The organism is Cyanobium sp. HWJ4-Hawea (assembly GCF_024345815.1).
Lineage (GTDB): Bacteria > Cyanobacteriota > Cyanobacteriia > PCC-6307 > Cyanobiaceae > Cyanobium_A.
Genome location: NZ_JAGQBV010000009.1, coordinates 23624 through 42808 on the forward strand (window position 1 = coordinate 23624; position 19185 = coordinate 42808).

Annotated in this window: 17 protein-coding genes and 1 pseudogene; 2 read left to right on the forward strand and 16 right to left on the reverse strand. The window is 45.9% G+C overall.

Annotated elements, in window-relative coordinates; genetic code table 11:
- Positions 1–79 precede the first annotated feature (79 nt).
- From KBY58_RS03460 to KBY58_RS03470, 3 genes and pseudogenes are all read right to left on the reverse strand, one after another.
- Positions 80–1261 carry a hypothetical protein gene (locus tag KBY58_RS03460; protein ID WP_255002919.1) on the reverse strand — a complete coding sequence of 394 codons (1182 nt, stop codon included), beginning with the start codon at positions 1259–1261 and terminating at the stop codon, positions 80–82.
- 114 nt (positions 1262–1375) lie between these two features.
- Entirely contained in the window at positions 1376–2317 is a 942-nt protein-coding gene (locus KBY58_RS03465; protein ID WP_255002921.1) for a hypothetical protein, read from the reverse strand.
- 864 nt (positions 2318–3181) lie between these two features.
- A pseudogene (locus KBY58_RS03470) lies at positions 3182–3763 on the reverse strand (transposase); the annotation flags it as partial.
- Positions 3764–3845: 82 nt separating this feature from the next.
- On the opposite strand from KBY58_RS03470, the gene KBY58_RS03475 reads away from it, so the two are divergent.
- On the forward strand, positions 3846–4475 hold the full coding sequence (locus KBY58_RS03475; RefSeq protein WP_255002909.1) for an ISAs1 family transposase: 630 nt from the start codon (positions 3846–3848) through the stop codon (positions 4473–4475).
- Between the two features lie 182 nt (positions 4476–4657).
- Positions 4658–5008: a transposase gene (locus KBY58_RS03480; RefSeq protein ID WP_255002910.1), complete on the forward strand. Its 351-nt coding sequence runs from the start codon at positions 4658–4660 to the stop codon at positions 5006–5008.
- Here the strand turns inward: KBY58_RS03480 and KBY58_RS03485 are convergent.
- From KBY58_RS03485 to gmhB, 13 genes are all read right to left on the reverse strand, one after another.
- Positions 4956–5921 (reverse strand): transposase, encoded by a 966-nt coding sequence (locus KBY58_RS03485; protein WP_255002925.1) that lies wholly within the window; start codon positions 5919–5921, stop codon positions 4956–4958. The genes KBY58_RS03480 and KBY58_RS03485 overlap by 53 nt on opposite strands.
- 1042 nt (positions 5922–6963) lie before the next feature.
- Complete coding sequence (locus KBY58_RS03490) at positions 6964–7890, reverse strand: bifunctional heptose 7-phosphate kinase/heptose 1-phosphate adenyltransferase (RefSeq protein WP_255002927.1); 927 nt, start codon at positions 7888–7890, stop codon at positions 6964–6966.
- 870 nt (positions 7891–8760) lie between these two features.
- Positions 8761–10515, reverse strand: coding sequence for a hypothetical protein (locus KBY58_RS03495; protein ID WP_255002929.1), 1755 nt, complete (start codon positions 10513–10515; stop codon positions 8761–8763).
- A gap of 403 nt (positions 10516–10918) precedes the next feature.
- The gene (locus tag KBY58_RS03500) at positions 10919–11263 is read right to left on the reverse strand and encodes a hypothetical protein (RefSeq protein WP_255002930.1); all 345 of its coding nucleotides are present in this window, start codon (positions 11261–11263) and stop codon (positions 10919–10921) included.
- A 100-nt stretch (positions 11264–11363) separates the two neighbouring features.
- The gene (locus KBY58_RS03505; protein ID WP_255002931.1) at positions 11364–11825 is read right to left on the reverse strand and encodes an integrase core domain-containing protein; all 462 of its coding nucleotides are present in this window, start codon (positions 11823–11825) and stop codon (positions 11364–11366) included.
- The gene (locus KBY58_RS03510) at positions 11818–12279 is read right to left on the reverse strand and encodes a DDE-type integrase/transposase/recombinase (RefSeq protein WP_409995711.1); all 462 of its coding nucleotides are present in this window, start codon (positions 12277–12279) and stop codon (positions 11818–11820) included. The genes KBY58_RS03505 and KBY58_RS03510 overlap by 8 nt, the downstream gene beginning before the upstream one ends.
- Positions 12280–12506: 227 nt before the next feature.
- Positions 12507–12824: a hypothetical protein gene (locus KBY58_RS03515; protein WP_255002932.1), complete on the reverse strand. Its 318-nt coding sequence runs from the start codon at positions 12822–12824 to the stop codon at positions 12507–12509.
- A 3-nt stretch (positions 12825–12827) separates the two neighbouring features.
- Complete coding sequence (locus tag KBY58_RS03520; RefSeq protein ID WP_255002933.1) at positions 12828–12920, reverse strand: helix-turn-helix domain-containing protein; 93 nt, start codon at positions 12918–12920, stop codon at positions 12828–12830.
- 389 nt (positions 12921–13309) lie between these two features.
- A complete protein-coding gene (locus KBY58_RS03525; RefSeq protein WP_255002934.1) occupies positions 13310–14338 on the reverse strand; it encodes an alpha-ketoacid dehydrogenase subunit beta in 1029 nt (342 codons plus the stop codon).
- Between the two features lies 1 nt (position 14339).
- Positions 14340–15293, reverse strand: a complete 954-nt coding sequence (locus tag KBY58_RS03530) for a thiamine pyrophosphate-dependent dehydrogenase E1 component subunit alpha (protein ID WP_255002935.1) — start codon at positions 15291–15293, stop codon at positions 14340–14342.
- Positions 15290–16321 (reverse strand): zinc-binding dehydrogenase, encoded by a 1032-nt coding sequence (locus KBY58_RS03535; protein ID WP_255002937.1) that lies wholly within the window; start codon positions 16319–16321, stop codon positions 15290–15292. Before KBY58_RS03535 ends, KBY58_RS03530 begins: the two co-directional genes overlap by 4 nt.
- An 85-nt stretch (positions 16322–16406) precedes the next feature.
- Positions 16407–17561, reverse strand: a complete 1155-nt coding sequence (locus tag KBY58_RS03540; protein ID WP_255002938.1) for an FAD-dependent oxidoreductase — start codon at positions 17559–17561, stop codon at positions 16407–16409.
- Positions 17562–18132: 571 nt separating this feature from the next.
- Positions 18133–19086, reverse strand: coding sequence for a D-glycero-beta-D-manno-heptose 1,7-bisphosphate 7-phosphatase (gmhB, locus tag KBY58_RS03545; protein WP_255002939.1), 954 nt, complete (start codon positions 19084–19086; stop codon positions 18133–18135).
- Between the last annotated feature and the right edge of the window lie 99 nt (positions 19087–19185).

Below are 19185 nucleotides of genomic sequence, written 5' to 3' on the forward strand. Positions count from 1 at the left end.
AAAGCGGAAATAGGAAAAGACAACACCAAGAGTAAATAACAAGGAGCAAAATACTTGAAACTAGATTGAAAAATCAGGACTAGAGAATAGTAAGAAATAAAATGGAAAACAAAGTGGAAGGAGAAGCAAATGGCCCAGTTCTTAATACATCAATCAGACATGATCCCAGGATAACAAAAAGGATTCGGCATTTAAATGAATTCAAATCAAGATATTTGAGGGAAAGAGCAAAAAGAAATATTAGTAAATATACAAATATTACGCCTCCATCCATATAAGAATAAAAGAATCCCGATGGAAATGCATTTAGGCCTTGGTCAAAACCTATCATTGCCCCTGATCCAATTGGATAGTCAATTAAAGTAAATAAGGATAAAAATTTATCAGATTGGTTGAAAATATTATAAACCCCAATAATAATCCAATCTAGTGATGCAAAGGAGAAACCAAAGCGATCTAAATTCTGCAAGTCATACGCTTTTGCATTATCATAGGATATAAGTTGAGAAAAAAAGAAAAGGGGGCCAATCATATAAACATAAAGAAATCTTGAAAAACTTTCGCTAGTTCGCGAGAGGAATAACGGAACAAATGGTATAAAAAAGAGCCCGGTTCGTTTTAGTATTTTCCAAAAATAAGAAAAACTTACCACTCCATTCGGAGCAACTGATACTATGGAGAGAATCAAGTAAAGTAATAATTCATAAATAAAAGTTCGACTACCAGTTACAAATGAAAACAAGAAATAAGAAAAGAAGGAAAGTAGTGTAAGGCGCGGAATGGACCTTCGAAAAACCAGGCTAATCACCAGGCTCGCAGATACAAGTTTAAAGGTGGCATTTGCGACAAATAGAAAGAACAAGAAACCGGGTACATTCTTAAACAAAGATATTTCTGAAAAGAAAAAATTTGATCGGGCTTCAGAAAAATTAAAACCAGTGCCAGATAAGACTGAAAAAGAAAAAATAAATATAAATAATGAAATTAAAAGCTGGACAATCTGCAAAGCTATCCAAAAATAAGTATTTGAAAAAGTAAGATTTTCGGTAGAGCATTTATTATTAAAACTAAGTCGTAAATTAGGTTTTTTAAGTAAAAATGCAGTAGCTAAAGCAAGTGATCCAGCTACTGAACTAAGAATAACTTGAGACGAAATTGGATAAAAAGAGAAAGGATTGATTAAAGCAAGTGTAAGCTGCAGATTATAAAGAATAAAGGCTAACAGGATCGCAATACTTGCGGAAGTTAATTTAATTCTCATAAATTTTAATAAGCATTTCTTTGGTCATAGATTCCAAAATCAAAAAGTTTTGGAAGATTATAGCTGCAAATTATTGCGGAAATCACGTAGAAAGCCGGCTAAGGAATTAATTCTTTAACAAGTTAAAAATTTTAAGATAATTTCAAAAAACTTGACACATAAATTATTAAAGTAATGAAAAATGTCTTTTAGAGAAAACCTTAGTGCGTGCTTTAAATAGTGCTTTTTACTAGGCGTAGAGGTGATCGCTGCATTTTGGATCCACAAAAACACATCATCTGTAACCCAGCTACAATTAATAGTAGCAAAGGCTACAGGAGGATTTACACCTTTTTTTTTGCAATAAATAATACCTCCAGCAGAATAAAGGTTCTTTAGTTTTTTAAAGTATTGCTTTACTGACGTAAAACACTCGAAATCATGTGATTGACATATACATTCATCAAACCAAACATTGTTTTTTTGGAACAATAATGGCAAGCTAGGTGTTTGAAGAGTTGGCTTTTTTCTTTTAAAATTTTGGAACGCTCGCATTTCGGTAAAAGCATAATAATTATGTAATTCATCAAATTCTTTTTGCTGCATATCAAGAAATTTACTGTCATGATAATCTTCAATTATACTTGTGCAATATTGACTAACTAATTCTTGTCTAATGTATCCGGAAGGACAGGCATCATTGCATAAAGTAGTGCAATCATAATTTGAGTTAGTTAATTCATCCTCAAAATGATTCAAATTCATCATGATCATAGTATCAGAATCAAAATGCCAGAAGCTACGGATATTTTGTTGCATGAGAAACACTTCTAATGCGAAAAATCGCTCAAAAACATACCTTAACCAGTCTTTGTTACCTTTAACTGGATTATGAAATTTTCCCTGAACCCAATGGAACGAAGCATTAAATTCATCCCTCTTTTGAGACTTTAATGAGCAAGAATCAATGTGCTTCCATCCATATTTTAATGCTAAACTTTTATTTAATTTGTCACCAAGAAGAATACATATCTTGCTAGGATTTGACTTTTTAGCCTGATGCAGTGTAAATTTCAAATAGTTACTGTTTCCATAATGCGTAAAAATTAACGGAAGTGAAATCATTGTCGTTATTTGAAAAGATGCAACGTGGCAAACAAGATTAAAAAAGAAGGGAAATAGCTAAGGAACAATTAGATATTCAAAGTTTTCTGAGAAAGAGAATCGGAGCCAGCCTCAGCAGAAATTGATTGTGACTGAGCAGGCATCAAGATTATTACGGCCTAGCTATCTGGAAGTTTAGCTGCAGAGTGCCAGCATTTTGTCACTTCTTATTGGCCTAGAAAAGGCGTTGCGTGGACGCGTTAAAGACGGTAAGATTCTGAACCAATTTATCGAGCTTCATCACCAACATTCAGTGTAATGGTTCAACTCTATGTGGCAGAGAGCATCTCCAGGAACAGGTCCAGTGTAATACGCCGCTTAAATTGCCCAATCTTGCATTCAACTGATTTGCTTTAGCTGTGGTAATTAATGATCTGTTGCTTCACGGCAGCAGCGGCCTCCAACCAAATGCTGTAACTCAGTGTAGCCATCAGCCCCGGCGAAGGCCGAGCTGATGGCTACACTGAGTAGTGTCCCTTTACTTGGTGTAAATTCTAAAGCCCGATTGCCATAGCTTAGAGTGAACAGATGTGAATGATGGGCTCTCATTCGCAGGACGTGTATACCTAGTTATTACATTATAGAAGGACGATAACATTTCAAGTTGTTCGTTTGGGGTTGAGCCTAGTTGTTAGCTACGCCTGAATCTCTTTTGTACTACTCTGCGCCGGCTCACTAGGAGCTTGTCGCACGTTGCGATGAGGCCAGGAAGCGGTGATTGAGCTCTTGTGATTCCGGAATATCCGATTGCAGCCGTTTGCGACATGATCCAGGCCCTCAGGCCGTGGCCATTGATGCCCTGAACAGCTTGAGCAGGTTGTGGGTGGTGGCCATCAGCGCCCATTCCCCATTCACCCTCTCCAACCCTCGCAATCGGAACCGATCCAGGCCTCTGGCCCCCTTGATCTGCCCAAAAACTGGTTCCACCGCAGTTTTGCGCACTGCATAGACCGCATGACCGGCCTTGGATCTGAGCTTCCGCTCCATTCGGCCTCTGGCATCGAGATCTCTGGGTGCTCGGCCCCGTGCTGGCCTGGGCCGCTGACTGTGCTGCTGCCGGCTGGTGGAGATGTAGGCATTCAGCCCTTTATCCTCACAGGCTTCCAGGTTGGCGGTGCTGTAGTAGCCGGCATCCGCAATCAAGCCATCCGGCAGTTCCCCAGTGTTGGCCTTAATCCGCTCCAGCATCGGCAGCAGGTGCACCGCATCGCTGGGCTGGTTGCTTACTCCGATGGCCACGATCACTTGGTGGTCAGCGTCCACAGCGGCCTGGCAGTTGTAGCCCTGGATCCAGCCGTCAGCGCCCTTGAGGATATGGCTGTCAGGGTCAGTGAAATTCCGCTGGGCCTGCGGTTTGGGCAGGGCCGCCTGAAAGTCTGCCCGGCGCGCCCTTGGCGGCTGCGTTCCGGCCTGGTTTGCTCGCGGGGCGTGCCCCTTCGCGATGCCCGAGACTGCTGTCCCTGTCGTTGATTTCAGCGCTGATGCCGACCTGATCAGCTTCCTCAAGGCCATCCCTGATGGCCGGTACCGGAGAGGGGTGCGCTATCCGCAGTGGTACCTGCTGCTGGTGACGGTGCTCGGGATCCTCAGCGACTGCAGGAGCTCACGCGATCTGGAGGCCTTCGCCGAGCGCCACCGGGAAGCGCTGAACAAGGCGCTGGGCCTGAATTTCAAGCGCTGGCCCACGGATGCGACGTTTCTCTACCTTTTCAATAAGTCGCATCTGGAGCAGTTCGGCGAGGTGCTCCAGGCCTGGATGATCAGCCAGATCCCAGGCGGGGCAACGGCTCTGGATCAGTTGGTCTGTGACGGCAAGACCCTCAAAGGCTCCGCGATCGAGACCGCCGACGGCAACCACCGCTTCGTGGCACAGGTCACCGTCTACGCCCGTGCCCTCGGTGTCGCCCTGGCGCAGAAGAGTTACGACACCCATGAATCCAGCGAGCGCTCAGCGCTCAAGGAGCTGCTCAGCACGATGGACCTGGAAGGCAAGCTCATCCAGGCTGATGCCCTGCACACGACGCAAGCATTTTTCACTGGTGCCTCGAGCAGGGCGCCGACGTCGCGCTGACCGTCAAAACGAACCAGCCCACGCTCCATCGGCAGATCAGTCGCCAGTTCGAGGGAAAGCGCCACATCCCTTTCACCGCAACGGCTCACGAGAAGCGTCATGGCCGTGACACCCATTGGGAACTGCGGACCAAGGAAGCGCCGGATCACATCAAGGAGAGCTGGCCGGGCAGCGCCTGAATCGTGGAACTGATCACCACGACGATCAAGCGCAAGGGCAAGCGCAGCGTGAGGCGCCACCTGTTCATCACCACGGTCCGAACCACTCCAGAAGCGTTGCTACGACTGATCCGGCAGCGCTGGAGCATTGAAAACGAATGGCACTGGGCCCGCGACACCCAGCTCGGTGAGGACGCTCACCGCTACGCCAATCGGATCGGTGCACCGGTGTTTGGGTTCCTGCGGACGGTGGTGATGAACCTGCTGCGGCGCGGCGGCTACCGCTCAATTCGCCGTGGACTGCGCGCGCTGTCTCACGACATCAAAGGAATGCTCGCGCTGGGCGGTGTTCAGCTCGCGGAAAACAGCACCTGAACCAACTTTCAGGCAGCCCTGGCGGTTTGGGGTTCCCGACTGCATCGGTTGGCAGCGTGCGCTGCGGCATTGCCAATGGATCGGTGCCGGCAGCCGCGGCAACGGTGCTCAGCTCCAGGCCTGCGGCTTCGGCCTTCTCGATCGCCAGCTTCTGAGCCTCATCTGCTCGTTTGCGGGCACCACGGCTGCGGCGTGCCGCCAGCTTTCTGAGCTGCTCATCGCCACTGGCCTCAGATGCTTCTGCGTCCTGCTCAGCAGCCTCGGCCTCGTCGTTCAGTTGAGCGGCCTTGGCAGCAGCAGCTTCTGCTTCTAGTTCAGCCCTGGCCTTGCGAATCCACTCCAGCCGGCTGGAACGTCGCTGAAGTTCCTCGGGCAGTTCGTCGCCCCGCTTGCCCTTGCCGTACTGGCCATCTTCCTGGACATCGATGATCTCGGCCTTGCGCAGCAGCGCTCGCATCTCAGCCTCGAGCTGCCGTTCGCTTTTGAGCATGCGCTCATGGCTCATCGCCTTGTGCTTACTGGCATTGACTTTGGCCTTGGTGCCATCCAATGCCACCTGCCCCAGGCTCACCAGCCCCGGCTTCTGGCAGAGCCGCAGCACCTGAACAAACAGACCGGCCAGGGCAGGCAGGTGACGGCGGCGGAAATCGCTGATCCGGCTGTGATCTGGCTGCTGATTGCCGGTGAGAACCCGGAAGGCAGCGTCTTCCCAGCAGGCTTTCTCGATCTTGCGGGAGCTGGGCAGCCCGACGCAGTAGGCGTACAGGAGCAGCACCACCATCATTCGCGGCTCGTAGGCCTTCTCGCCCCGCGGATCCTTCTGCCGGTAGACCGCGTGGATCTCCTCAAGATCAAGCTCGCCGGCCAGATCCAGCAAAAAGAACACCAGGTGGCTCTCTGGCAACCAGTCCACTGGTGATGGCGGCAGCAGCAGCGTCTACTCGGGATTCCAGGTGCGGAACGATTTGGCCTTGACCATGCCCCATTCTCTTGCCCAGACCCATTGCCGTCACTGGGATCTGGGCAGATTTCAGGGCGTCTGTGGAGAGGCCTTGCCCTGACCTATGTGCGACACGCTCCTAGGGAATTCAGCAGCAGCATCGAGCACTTCAGCGGGGTTGAGATGCTGCGAGACGCCAATGGAGGGCCACACTTCCACTACCTGATCGACGGAGAGCCGAAACCCCGTAGAACTATCGAAAGTCTTCAATCCCCCAGAGCGATTGGCATAGAGCTTCAACTGTAAGAACAGCTCACATTGCGCGAGCCGGTTTCGCTGCCAGATGGTGTGAATGCAATAACACTCCCAACTGCTTCCAACTCAAGCACCGCCTTGCGGTTCTCGGTGCACACCAGCTCAAACTGCTACGGCGTGAGATGTAGACCCTCCGGTTGGCGCATCGGTAGGGTGGGGCCGGGAAGCCGACCGGATTGTGCTGGAGAAGCCAGACCGGACCAAGAGGGTTCTGAAGGCACACGCTCCCCGGCGCCCAGCGAACGCGCTCTATTGGACGACCTGATCGCCAAACGGCGAAAGAGAATGTGATAGAGTGGTGCCGAAGGCACTCTCCGCATGGTGATCGTGGGAAGAACTCGTGTGGATCTGCAAGACTAGGGGATACTTGCAGCCTGAACTAAAGATAAAGCTGCTGGGCTGATATTAGTCAGCTATTAAGAAACTTAGCCAAGTGATCATTCCTGGAATTTATCGGCAGGCAAAGAAGAATTAATTGACGTTTTTAATATAGAAAAGCGCAACGCAAAAAGTACAGATTTTCTTATCAAATTTGAAATACCAGCAAAGTGGACTCAAAGCGTTGCATCAAGGCCACATAAAGTGTGTAGCTATTAAGAACATCGCGGAAGCAAAAAACCGACGTGCATAATAAATTAAAACTTACAAGACAACTAAAGGCAGAGAATGGCGCCAAAAGGCACTAAAAATATTGGATAATTTAAAGAATATCTTCTAGGCTAAGACAGTAATTGCCCAAATGCCCAACTACAGCACCCCCCGCTTTATTCGCGTACGCCAACGCGTCGACCAAGGAAATATCGTTAGCAAGGCAATAGCATAGCGTAGAAATTACAGCATCACCAGCCCCGGTGACGTCAAAAAGATCCTTTTGCAATACAGGACTGTGAACAAAATCTCCAAATTCATTGAGGCAACAAATTCCTTGACTCCCTAGCGTAATTACAGGTCTTTTAATCTGCAGATCATCGCGAAGAATGGCTAAAATAGTTGAACAATCTAAATTCTGGAGATATCCCAATGACTTCATTAAAAGATTAGCCTCAATAAGGTTAGGCGTAATAACATCTGCACCCCTATAAACACCTAAATCAGCCCTAGGCTTCGGATCGACAAGAGTAATTATGTTACTAATGCTAGCGTAGGACAGAACAGACTTAATCAAAAAATCAGACAGCGAGCCTTTATTGTAATCAGAAAACACAATTAAATCAGGCTTAAATTCAAAAACTGCAGAAATAATTAAGTCATCGTAATGATCGGGAATTGCCACACTATCAATATCCCAGCGGGCAATAATTTTGTCTAAACTCGTAAATCTATGCTTGATGCTTACAATGTCAGAATCGAATAAAAATTCAAGAGATTTAGAATAGTTTTGAGCCTCGCGGAAGCTACTGAGTCTATATTTTTTAAAAAAGGTCTGGTGGTCATGAAGTACGACCAAAGGAGCGACCTCGAAACCAAAAGTAAGCAACTGACGAGCAACGTTGAAGGAACCCCCTAACATGTAGTCGCTACTGAGCTCATTTAAGACAGGAAAGGGGCCTTCTGGTGCAATCCTAGTTACCTCACACCTGTGATAAACATCAATCATTCCGTCTCCCAACAAAACAACTTTTTTCATAATGAAAGATTTACAACTTGGGGCAATTAAGCGACACAAAAGCAATACAGGAAATGACCTACTTACTTAAGTTTTACAAAACATGGGTCGCAAAAGGCTATTATTGTGAATCAAAGAGTACGCCCAGCTAGGCACGAAAGAGCCTATAGGATAAAATGCAGCTAATAACTGATTGACAGGGCTACAGGCTATCTAAATCTGCATTATTACAAGTAATAACAAGACAAGCTTGTCCGCAATAAAAAAATTAGGGGCGCGGGGGAATAAGACCAGTCTATAACCACGAAAGTAAGGAGGTAACTAGTGGATCGTGAAGATGTGGCCTAACGAAAATGATAAGGAACGCCAGTACAAGCAACACACCTCAACTTCATAAACGCAAGAGCAGCTACAGAAATGCTGCTGAAACTGGTACAAGTCGATTAGAGCCTTGTAAACTGGAAGTAGAACAGTGAAACAAAACTGCTTGAGGAAATTAGGACGATGATACCGGAACATTGAGGGGGTGATATCCCCGGGCTGCGAAAGGCACCCCTCAAGCCCTATGAACTAACAAGTTGACAGTGCTCAAGATGAGCTGCAAACGACGTTAAAACCCTCACGGCGCAAATGGGAATGACGCAAAGAAAGAGAGTACAACGCAAGTGCTCACTTCTTGAGTCAGTACATGGTTACCTAGACACATAAGTGCAATAGTCTAGAATGTAAAAATGGTCAAGTTCAATCAGGAAATGTATCAATAAATTCTAAAATCGGCAAGCATTACATAAAGAGAAGAAAATCAACAAGTTAATGCAATTAAACGAAAGAATACAGAAACAGACAGTGTCACATAATAACGAGCTTGGTGCAAATAAAAAAAGGACGGGCCTAATCAATATCTTCGTGTAAAATAGAATTATCTCGGCAATACGCAAAAAAGAACGGAAGAAAATTAAAGTAATTAGAATAACAAGCAATGTTAGGAGAAACATCTACATCCTCAACACTACACAAAGCAAAGATAGATTTGATTCTAGTATTTATTGCCAAGAAGAATGGGCCAGAAGCTACACTTATTAAGGCAAGAGAATTAGCAGCCATGCATACTGCGCTCGTGAAGGAAAACTTATTAATTCCAGATCTATCGCTAGCATATGACGTAGAGCATTCTATGTCAAGGTAGGGATTTAATCGCTTTAAGGATTCGACAAGAATTTCCAAATTAACTACACAGTCAATGCCAAGCTGCTGTGATAGTGGCCTTTGATTTAGCACAAAAATGTCAGGTTTGCGCGGGCAGATCGAAACAATTGCGTTATATCTATGTCTAAAAACACTAGAATAGACAAGATCCAAGCGACTCTTGGACCTTAACTGCCGCAAAGGCAGACTATAATTTGAAATTAGGAACCTATAAAAAGCTTGATAAAAATCACTATAAGAACGCCTCGAATCATGCGACCCAGCATACACAAGTTTTGACTTAGTCCATGTCAATTTGGAATTTTTCCAAATATTAATGGCTGATGTCAAAATACCAGGCGCACAAGGCCTCACGTGAAGATTAGAAACGGAATTTAACCATAGATTAGCAACCAAATAAACTTCCTCTCTCACAAAGTAAGTAATTACAATAGAAGGGTTGGTTAATGCAATACATGAAAGAAAAACATAATCTTGGATAATGTCACCCAAGCCATAAAAATTATAGAATTCGTAACTGGAACGCGTTTTTTCACCAACAAAATCTGAGCTTGGCGTGAACTCTTTTGCTGAATAACTGCCTAAATTCCAACGGGCATCCCCCAAAGCGGGAACAAAAACGGGAGGTAAGAAATTTACAATCTTATTTACAAGATTATCAAGTCGCTTGCGCAATGAAAAACCAACCTTAGAAACAAGCGAGTTCTTATAAAGGAACTTTGCGGCATAAGCAAAGCCTAGGTAAATTGGCAAAATTAAAAATGACCGGAGTGACCCAGTGTCAACAGGAGAGAGGCGAGTATACCCTATTTTATCATCAAACCCTACATTTTGCACTATTGATGAATCTAGATGTAGGTGCTTTGATCTCGCTATAAAAGAGATATATGCGAGCTGATAATTCCATGCTGAACAGTCATAACAACTAAATATCCTTGGTGCACTGAAAAGCACATCCAAGAAGAGAGAACAAAGACTCCTTTCCGCAAAAACATCAAGTGATAACGAAGAGATCAGCTTTGAAAGCCAAGCCTCACGATTGACTAAATATCCGATCATAAAAGACGATTTCATTAGCCATCCACCCATACCTGGGCGATAAGACGAAGTAAAGATAAAACTTTTTTTAGCATCATGATAACAAGCATCCGATATAAATCCGGTCGCAAAAGAAACTGTCTTTTCACAACTGCTCTCTAATTTATCGAGTATCGTGCCTAGCAGGGGCAAGCTGAGACCTGACACCTGAATATCGTCCTCAATTAAAAGCAAGTATTGATGCCATTCCGCTACAGCCTGGATACATGTTGGTACAGCGTATCGGCAGCCATGATTCACACCAAGTTGATAGTATGAACATCTGTGATGTTGCGTAAACTCCTGCAAAATCTGGGAGGTACGTAGCCAATCATTTACCAGATCAGGATGACTTCCGTTCACTAGCCCATCCTGAAATAAATATGTTTTTAGATGCTTTGAAAGAGTACTAATAACCTTAAGGCTCTTCATTGTATTATCTGAACAACTGCGAGCTACAAATACAATAACCAAAGAATCAAGATGGTTAGAATTCAATGTGAGTGACATCATATAAAAAAGAATACAGTGAAGTTCTGCTCGGTCAGGACCGGCAACAAGGTTCTCTATTGCACAGCCAGGAATTAGTTAAGAAGTTTAGCATGAGATTGCCAGGAATCTTGGATCGCGATTATAGTCATGCTCTCAATACTGGGTTAATTAAAAACGAGAAGATGAAGCTGGTAACCATAAACAATTGGTAGCAATAGCTAGTGGATTAAGCAATCAGCTGTCAGTTCCTATCGCTCTAGAAAAGTTTTTTCTCCTATTTGCACTTTACTAAGCTAAGAAACCGATCAAAGAACTGAGCCGTGTTTACAGATGAGCGATCTACATCAGGGGTGAGCTCACTGATTTGGAAATAAATTGGCTCCATTACGCCATTTTCAGTTTCATTATCAAGGGCTCTGCCGACTTGATGAATCAACAACACCTGTGCCTGCATATACAGCGCCATGGCAATCCCAATCCACTGCCTTAAACCGCCGCTGAGCGAAATTCTCTTTACGCATACAAAGCTGGCATAGCACCCAGCACTGCTTACAATGAAGGTGGCGATCAGAGCCTGCTGAGCTGCCGCTCGCCCACTAGCCAGATCAACTTGGTTCATGGGAATAGCAAAAGCAATATTTTCAGGAATCGAGCCTATGGGTAAGCAAGATGCTCTGGGGCGGTGACTTTCAGGAAAGGTGACACTCCTAGGCTGCCGTTCAGGCGGCCTGTACCAAAGGTAGCGGCCCTGGCTCATTGAGCTCATCCGGCAGCTGATTGATCCAGACCTCCGCCGGTTGACACCAGCACCTGGTTGATCGTGACCAACGCCTTGGATGGTGCTGGCGTGCCTCTTCGTAGACGACAGCCCGCTGGCGGCAGACCTCAATCGCATCACCGTTGTGACGCTGGATGGGCATCTCGAATTTGATCCAGCTGCTGCGGTGTTGGTGGTTGTACCAGTCGACGAACGCGGCCACCCATTGACAGGCCTGGTCCTTCGAGGCAAATGGCTTGCGGGAGTAATCAGGTCGATACTTCACCGGCCTGAACAGCGATTCCGAGTACGGGTTGTCGTTGCTGACGCGAGGCCTGGAGAACGACCTGAGCACTCCCAGTTCCTCCAGCCGCGATTCCAGCGTCGCCCCACGCAACTCTTCGAAAAGCCTGCGGCTAGGCATTGCCTTTGTCGGCATGGAGGATCAGCGGCGGTTTTCTTCCTTTGCTGATCCATTCTCTGAGGCAAGCCCGACTGACCAAATCCACTGCGATGGCTGGATCTTCCCGTTCGGCGACCTCCCAGGCCACCACCTTGCGGCTCCAGACGTCGATCACCAGATAGAGGAACAGCGAGATCCCGCGGACAGTGGTGGGGAGATAGGTGATGTCCCAACTCCAGAGCCGGTTCGGAGCGATAGCCCTGAGCCTTGGAACGGCTCTGGGTTTCTGAGGTGGCCGTACACGCCCCCGCCGGTGAACCTGACCGTGGACGTGGAGCACCCGGTAGAAGCTGCTCTCTGAACCGATGTACAGCCCCTGATCAGCAAGGGCTGGCACGATCTGTCCCGGTGGCAGCGATGCGTATTCAGCCTGGTTGCAAGTGAGCAGGATGCGCTGGCGCTCCTCTTCACTCAATCTGTGGGAGACAGGGCGTGAGCTGGCTTTACGCCGATCGTGACCACTGTCATCTGCCGTCAAGGCCCTGCGCCACCGCTTGAGCGTGCGCAGAGAGATCTCGATCTCACAGCAGGCACGCACCAAACCCGCGCCAGCAGCATGCGCCTCATTGATCAGCTCAATCGCCTTGCGCCGGTGAGCGGAGCTGGTCAGCCTTCCGCGTCCTCCGAGCAGAAGGATTCCCACTATTTTTGCAGCACCAGCAAGGCCGCCATTTCCGCCATGGCCTTCTCCTTGCGCTGGAGCTCCTTCCTGAGGGCTTTGATTTCTCGCTGGTCCTGGGCGCGGAGCTTCTCCAGCTCCTTCTGCTCTTTCAAGGTGAGAACTGGCTTTTCATTGGCATCCTGGGCGGCCTGGCGCCAACGCTCTACCTGCTCAGGAAACAGTCCTCGCTCTCGGAAGTAGGCACTGAGTTCGGTGGCGTTTAAGACAGTAGTCTCCATCACCACCGTGAACTTATCGGCAGCTCCCCAGCCCTCTGGATCCTTCTCGGATGCCGGCACCACCTATCCCTGCAACCGCCATGCCTTTCTCCAGTTGTAGAGGGTCACCACGTGAATGCCCAGCTCCTCTGAAATCCTGGCAACGGACTGTCGCATGGGCGGACTCATCCGCCCTCTCACATCAGCTTTGACCGCCTCGCTGTAACGACGCATTGGTCATGTCTTCAAGCCCCCGGGTGTTCAGATCAAAGGGGTGACAACTTTACTGAAACCGGGGGGTCACATGGGGGATCACTTCTTGCCAGGCCGACAACTACAAGCGAGGCCGCCCCGGTGCAGGTAGCCACAAATCCCCAGCAGCAGCAAAGGTTGGAATTTGGTGGCGATTGAATGGGTAAGTCTGAGACATGCAAACACAGGAGAACCTGGTCAACCATGGAGACCGAGGGTGATTAAACTAAATCAAGTTATCAAATATTAAAAAACAAACATCGAGCCAGAATCTTCTATTAAGAATAAATATCGCAAACTAAATGTGCCCAGAACTACTGGAAGGTGTAAACTGGGGGCATATGAAGATCATCAAAAGAAAGAGTCGACTCAATCCTAGACTTCCCAAACTGTGAACGAATAGCATTAGAGATATCAAACTTTGTAGGGTAATAAATTTCAGTCAAAGCAGTCGAAGTCGGACAAGGGACCGAAGGGCAACTTAGAGAGAATGGGGCCGAAAGGAAATCCACAGAATTACGTGCTGCCATGGCTATCACTTCTGACCCTACGCCAAAAGAGGAATTAGTAGTATCGACAGTCAACAGACGCCTAGTCTTTTGCAGAGATCTAAGAATTGTTCCTTCATCAACAGGGTTAAGAGAGACAAGATCTATAAGTTCAACACTAATACCAGAAATTAGAGATAGAGCCTCGCAAGCAGCCTGATACCCGTCTCCATAAGCGATCACAGTTATATCTTCTCCAACATGAGAGACTCGAGCCTTGTCTAAAGGGAGCATAAATGAATCTTCGGGTACATGCTGTCTGGTTTTAAAGAGCCATCGAGGCTCAAGGATGACGACAGGGTTATTATCAGAGATTGCGGACGAAAGAAGGCCCTTAGCCATATAAGGAGAAGATGGTATGACAACCTTTAGGCCAATGACCGAGCCAAACAACCCATACAAAGACTGAGTATGCTGAGGACCATTACCCCACTGACGGCCAATATTTATACGAAACACAATAGGAACTGAATTGGACCCTCCAAACATATAATTCCATTTTGCGGCCTGGGTAAATATTTGATCAGCAGCAAAAAGAGCGAACTCAACGCGTCCGTGGTGGACTATCGGACGCATACCGTGGATGGCAGCTCCAACTGCCATGCCAGTCACAGCATCCTCAGAGACTGGAACATCAAGAACTCGATCAGGGAATTGATTTTTTAAACCTGCAGTCGTACCGTCAGCTCCATTTGGGTATGAAACACCAAGACCAAGAATAAAAACTGAGGAATCTCTAGAAAGAGCTTGCTCAGCGGCTTCATTTAAAGCCTGAGTATAAGTAATAATACGCATTCTAGTCATACAAGTCTGAGTAGAGGTCTTCAGGGTTAGGGTCAATAGCGGACGAAGCGTAACTAATTTCGCGAAGAACAAGTTCGCGCACCCTAGATTGCACAGCGAACAGTGACTCTTCAGAAAACCCTTCTAAAATCAAGAGTGAACGCAAACTATTGATGCAATCCATCTCTTGGCGAACTGCGGGTAAGTCTACTTTTCTATAGCCCTGAATATCGTCAAACAATGGAGAACTGTGCGCCATATGCCGAAAAACTTCACACTCAAGCACAGCCGGACTACCTTGTCGAACTCCGACTAGAAGCTCACAAGACTTAGCATAAACGTCAAAATAGTCATTACCATCAGCTTTTAGATAAGAGACTCCAAAGCCTCTAACAATTGCTTCAGTGCTGAAGTCGGGAGAACGACGATCAAGGATCGTAGAATTAACTGAATAAAGATTATTTTCGATGACTATCATTAGAGGAAGCTTGAAGAGAGCCGAAATATTAAGAGTTTCATAAAAGCCGCCTTCTTCCGAAGCACCATCGCCAATGTAAGCAACAGTCACATTATGAGACTGATTGTGCTTCTGCACAAAAGATGAACCAGCTGCGATTGAGGTAATACTTCCTAAGATAGGAGAGGAGCCCATAAACCCCTGTGAACGATCAATCATGTGCATTGAACCACCTTTACCACCTGAACACCCTTCTGCCTTACCTAATATCTCGCAAATCATGCGGCGCAAACTCCCTCCCTTTGCAAGATAGTGACCATGAGATCGATGATTCCCTAGAACCCGATCACCAGATAATAGGGAATTAGAAACACCTGTAGCAACTGCCTCCTGGCCGACATAAAAATGAACAAAGCTAAAAATTCGCTGTTCTATAAATAATTTTGCTAGTTCTTCTTCAGCAAGACGCAAAAGAAGAAGTTGCCCGAACACATCAATTGGGGATTTCATAAGTCAATCATAATGCGACCTGCAAGGCCAGCCCTAATCTCATTTAGAGCGTCATTGATATGGTCTAACTTGGTCCTCCCCGTAATAATATTTTCTAACGAAAGATGGCCGCTCTTGGCCATCTGCAAATAACGAGGGATATCAACAGAAGGGTTAAATCCTCCAGACTGTGTAGCCATAAATACTTTACCCTCGCCTTCAAAAAAATGAGCAGCATTTAAAAGCTGTATAGAGTTGCCTGGAACTGGCTGACCAACCATAACATACCTCCCTACGCCAGAAAGCAAAGGGACTGATTCTTCAATGGTATCTCTATCGCCGATGGTGGATATAACTACATCAGCACTGGTGATGCCAACAACATCGTTAAGTGCTGTAACAAGAGAAAATTGTTTTCGATTCACAAAAAAGTGAGCGCCCATCCGGCGCGCCAATAGCTCTTTATCTGCAACGTCAACTGCTACAACAGGATAAGCTCCAGCCTGAACGGCATAGCGTACGAGGTTTAGGCCAATACCTCCAACACCAATTATCAAGACACTTTCGCCATATTGCACACGAGCAGAGCATTTTATGACGCCGAGAGCAGTGGAAAGAGCACAACCTAAAAGAGCCGTAAGGTCGTTCGGGGTATCGAATGGGACAGGTGTCAATCGGTTTTCCGAAACAATTGAATATTCGCTAAACGTAGTAACTTTACCACTTTGAATTTCACGTCCGTTATAAATATATCTTGGGAAATCAGAATCTATGCCACTTCCCTTGCGCCAATGAAGACAAACCTTATCTCCACTCTTAACCTTGAGAACTCCCTCGCCAACATCCTGTACTATCCCGCATGCTTCGTGACCCAAAAGATGCGGGACAAAGCCACCATTACCTTTATGCCCTTTAATTTCTTCAAGTTGTGCGCCGCAAATGCCCGTAACTAAATTCTTAACAAGAACCTGTCCATACAAAAGTTGGCTTAGGCCAACGTTGGTAACAACTAAAGGATGATTTAGCCTTTCAAGCACAGCCGCTTTCATTGTAATAGTCATCTCTGAGTGGCAAAGAAGAAAAGAAGTTGTTGTTTAGTCTGAATAATATCACACCCTGGTAATCTTGGCATTTTTACTTAGACCATTCAGTGTTGGACCAAGGAAAAGAAGCGTAGGATTGATTCTCCTCTAAGGCTTTTATCGGATAGGGTAAGTTAGAGTACATTGGCCTGATACACTTAGCATCTAAAAGCGAAAGGACTTGATCTCCTAAAAGTGGAGAGAAAGTAAGTTTCGCAGGCCATGCGACAAAAACATTGCCATATTCCTGAACAACTGGGGCTCTAGGTAGCTGGCCATTACTGCAATGAGGTTCAGCACGAATTCCGTGCCATAACGACCACTCCTTGTCATTCCACTGAATATTTTTAAAGATATCTTTCATCTCCTGTTTTGCAGCCTCTATAGCATCGTTAGTACTTAGTGAAATAATATCTTCGGATAGTGCTCCACCTATATACCAGACATAACCACCTGAAGATATAGGGTGGCTAGTGATAGTTATGCGGGGCCGTGTATCCGTAGTAATACCATGTCCAAATAGTGGGTACGGCATTGTCTTGACCATTAGCTGGCGCAATGGACGTCGCTGAGAGTGTTGCGCCTGTGGATCTAACAAACTTAGAAATTCTTCATTTCCGAGCCCAGCTGCACAAATAACAATCTGAGCCTGAAGATTCTGCCCGGAAACAGTAATATTTCCAGCTCTCGACAGCGCTTCCACTCTTCCCCTATATATTTGATGCTTATATGGAGTTGACATTACATCTACAAGGGAAAATACGTCGAGTACTTTTTCAGGCAACTCGTATACAGGTTGTATCGCATTTTGAGCAAGAGCAATAGGGTAATCACGAGCAATTAACTTTCTAACTTTTGATTTGAGAATTAAAGCAGATGTTGATAACGCTAGCTGGCCAAGGGTGCCACCAGAAGGCCACATAAACTGTGTCTGGCTTAGAACTCGACATTCACTCAAGTCAATTTCACCAATTCCTGAAAGGCATCGATCCCATCGGTGAGGCAATGCTGCAACCTTTTCCGAAACAGCGAGTGAATTTCTACCCAGCATATATTTCTGGCCTCCATGGATCATGCCTTGAGAAGCTATTGTCTGTGTTCCGCCAATAGCACGTGTCTCAATCAGAATTACACTGTAGCCAGCTTTGCTCAATATATTGAGTAGCCAAAGCCCAGCAACTCCTCCTCCGCAAATCACAATATCCACGCAGTTTGTTTGATCAATTGCATCTCTTCTCATATTTAGTAAGTTAGTGAATTAGCATGAGTTCGACTGGGCGGGTCCAGCTTGCTAAACCAAGCACTTTAAGCCGCTACTTAACTGAGTGGTTCGGGGGATTTGATCCACGAAAAAAGCTCCTAAATCAAAGGCGACCATAGGTGGTAAAAGAACTAGATAGTTTTAAGTAACAATTTTGACATGTGTTGAACATATTATGCATAAATGGCCATGACCAGGGTTGAAACTTGATAAGACAGAATAGTCATAAAAGGACTAGAGGCTGGCAAGGTCTAAAGAATCTTATTCTCCACTTCCTTCGGGTAACGACAAATAACCAGAACCAGGATTATATTAGGTTAGAATTTGTAAGGATTAATTAATCAAAAACTCACAGCGAGTGTAATGCTTGAGGCTGCATTTTACTATCATGAGATAGAAAGAATCCTGCGTTCAGACGAGCGGCCTATTAGCTGCTAGAGGCGAGCTTTGATCTTATTAAACATTCAGTTAAATAATACTACGTACACAGTGTTAATCTTAATGAGCAAAGCCAAATCTATCTTGTAATTTCACGCGCGCAATCTAAGAGGCTTTCGAAAAAAGCATTGGCTTTAAAGCTTGCCATCGAATCCTGATCATTTACTGCGCCTACTAAATATGCACGATTTATTCCGGCTGCACGAGCAGCCTCAATATCGGATATCTTATCTCCAATGAGAATTGACCTATCTCTATCAAGCCACAATGCCTCAACCGCTTGATTTATTAAACCAGGGTTCGGTTTTCGGCAATCACACTCTACGGCCAAGGCCTCAATTACACCATTAGGATGATGAGGGCAATGGAATATTCCTGCTAGCTCAATGCCGTTATCAGCAAGATGTAGTCTTAGGGAATTATTTAAAGATTCGTATTCGTCACTAGTGTAGTACCCCCTGGCCAATCCAGATTGGTTTGTGATAATGACCAAAGCATATCCGGAACCTTGCAAAAGCCGCAAGCCTTCAATTGCCCCTGGCAAAAAAGTAAAGTCTGACCAATGATGGACGTACCCCTTGTCAATATTAATTACTCCATCGCGATCTAATAATGCCGCTTTACGAAAAAGAGGCCGCGGATGGCGAATTTTTTCAACCAAAGAAGTTGTGGAAAAACCACTTAGAAAAGGCATGAAATACGACTTACCTCCGTTTTCAGCTACAACTCGCGACTCCTCAGACATATCAGGTTTATAGTCGCCACCTTTAGTGTATATATCTGGGCGGATAAGCTTTATCAGGGTAATCGGCGTAAGTTCATCAAACAGGACTACTAGATCAACAAATGATAAGCATGCCAACATATAAGCTCGATCATCTCCAGAGATGAAAGGACGATCTAGCCCTTTCCCCAGCAAACGGACTGACGTATCGCTGTTAATAGCAACAACTAATGTTGCGCCAAGTGACGATGCTTGTTGCAAATATGTAGCATGCCCTCGGTGAATCAAATCAAAGACACCATTGGTCATTACGAGAGGGCGAGGCAACCTCTTAAGCCGGCGGGGGAGCTCATGCCAAGAGCAAAGTTTACTTTCAGCTTGCATTAAAAAATTCCTGAATAGAACATC